This is a genomic window from Kitasatospora sp. NPDC001660, from assembly GCF_053596725.1.
Map to the genome: position 1 here is coordinate 1 of NZ_JBSFGU010000131.1, position 2284 is coordinate 2284.

At 70.5% G+C, this 2284-nt stretch carries 2 protein-coding genes and 1 pseudogene; all 3 read right to left on the reverse strand.

Features of this window, described 5'->3' with window-relative positions:
* Window positions 1–105 precede the first annotated feature (105 nt).
* Entirely contained in the window at window positions 106–1455 is a 1350-nt protein-coding gene (locus tag ACWCXH_RS39850) for a hypothetical protein (protein ID WP_449806405.1), read from the reverse strand.
* Window positions 1456–1677: 222 nt separating this feature from the next.
* Window positions 1678–1800 (reverse strand): hypothetical protein, encoded by a 123-nt coding sequence (locus tag ACWCXH_RS39855; RefSeq protein WP_449806406.1) that lies wholly within the window; start codon window positions 1798–1800, stop codon window positions 1678–1680.
* Between the two features lie 208 nt (window positions 1801–2008).
* Window positions 2009–2284 (reverse strand): annotated as a pseudogene (locus tag ACWCXH_RS39860) (hypothetical protein); the annotation flags it as partial.

The following is a 2284-nucleotide window of genomic DNA, read 5'->3' on the forward strand; positions in this document are numbered from 1 at the left end:
CCTTCCCCCCCCCCCCCCTCGTGCCTGCGCCCCGCCGGGGGGCGCCCCCGGGGGGGGGGGGGGGGCCCCCCCCCCCCCCCCCCACCCGGGTCCGCTGACCGCGGGTTACGGCAGCGTCACTCCCACCGTCGCCGCCCAGATGCTGTCGTTCGAGGCCGTCGGTGCGACCGCGCTGCCCCAGGCCAGCACCAGCCGGTTCGGCGACAGCGCGGAGAAGCCGAACGTATCCCCGGGCCACACCGTGCTCGTCCCGAAGTTCTGCGAGACCTGGACTGGGCCCGACAGCCACCCCCGCGTCGTCGAGAACGTCCGCAGGTACTGCGCGTAACCGCGCGGGTCGCTACTCGACAGCCAGCCCACGTACGCGATCCCGGGGGACCCGGCGACGACCTGCATGATGTGCGGGACGGTCAGCGTGTCCGATGGCACCTGCGCCGGCGTGGACCAGGTCGCCCCGTGGTCCCGCGAGTACGCCAGCCAGCCGGTGTCGGAGTTCTGGCCCTGGGTGTCCCAGGTCGCGTACAGCGTCCCGTCCGGACCGAGCGCCTCGCTGCCGTCGATCCACCACTCGCTGTTGTTCATCGTCCCGACGTTCGGGCCGATCCGCACCGGCTGCGACCAGGTCGCGCCGCTGTCGGTGGAGCGGGTCGCGTAGGTGTACGCGACGGTCAGGTTGTCGGTCGGGATGTCGGTGACGTTGTAGCCCTGGTAGATCACGTCGAGTGAGCCGTCGGGCTCGACCGTGATCGGCGCGCTGTCCGCCCCGCTGTTCGGGTAGCCGGGGCTGATGTGCGACATCGGGCTCCAGGTCCGGCCGCCGTCGGTGGACTTCTGCATCACCGCGTTGACGTCTCCGGTGGCGAACGCGCAGCTGCCGGTCGACGCGCAGACGAACGTCACCGCCGCCGCGCTCGGCCCGTAGTCCCAGGTCAGGTAGAGCGTTCCGTCCGGGCCTGCGGCGATGAAGTCGCGGTCGCCCCAGTTGTTCGCGTCCGGCGGGTTGATCTGGCCGACGGTCTTGAACGTGGCGCCGTGGTCGGTGCTGACGTCGATGACAGGGTAGGTCTGGCCGGCGCGGGACACCATGAACGCCGCGTAGACCGTGCCGTTCGGCGCGACGGTGATCGCCGGGTCCCAGGTCCGGCTGCCGTTCTGCCCGACGCTGCCCGGCAGGGTCGCCGGCGCGCCGAAGGTGGCCCCGCCGTCCAGCGAGGCCGCGAATCCGATGCCCTTGCAGCCGATCCACGTGTCGTAAACGGCGTTCACGGTCGGGTCGACGGCCTGGATGGTCTCGGCGTTCTGCCCGGCGCACGGGGCCGAGATGTTCGTCGGCGTGCTGGTGGAGTAGAACGCGGCCTGAGTGGCCTGCGCCGGGCCCGTCGCGAGGGCGAGCGTGGTGACTCCGGCGCAGAGTCCGGCTGTCAGGGATCTGAGCGTGGCGCGACGTGCGTACACGAGCTAATCTCCTTGGGGCGGACGCGAGTTGAGGGAAGCAGCAGGCCGGCGGTAGCAGAGCTCCGTCCTGCCCGGGGACGGATTCCCACAACAGTCACTTCCGAAGCATGCGACAACACCCCGGATTTCGGGGTGAGTTCACCGGCTCACGAACGACCGGCACGACGTATCGACCGATCGTGCGCCACCTGGCGATGTCGGCGATGGTGGCGATGTCGGCGATCAGCGCTGTCCGTTCGCGCTGACGCGCAGGACGTCGACGGCGAGGCGGGCGGCAGTGCCGCCCGCGTCGGTCTCGGCGCTGGGCCGGGCATGGTTGAACAACCAGAAGGCAAGACGGGCCAAGCTGAGCGTGGGGCAGCTCGCGCAGCTCGCCGAGCAAGGGGTGGAGTGGGCGTAACGGGTCGCCCCTGCCGGGACCGGTGTCCGTGGTCGGCGCTACGCTGCCGGGGCCTTGAGAAGGCCATGGAAGGCCGTCACCCCGCGGTGGCGGCCTGCGAGTATTTACTCGTGCCGGGCTGGGGCCTGGTGGAGCAACTGTCCGGTGCAGGGCTCAGGCCGGCCAGAGGGGAATCATCTCCGCGTCGGCGCAGCAGGTTGTGTCCTCGTTTTCGACGATCCGCTGGCAGTGTTCGCACATCCAGTCCGGCTCTCCGCGTTCGGGTTCGACCGTGGTGACCGTGTTGTCCTGGACGATCAGCTGCCACTCGTCGCCTTCCTCCTCGCCCACGGCCTCGATCACGCCGTTGAGGACGTGGTCGAAGGTGAAGTGCTCGAACCCGGGGTGGCCCTGGGCGCTGGCGGCGGGCTTGAGGAAGTGGTCGATGAG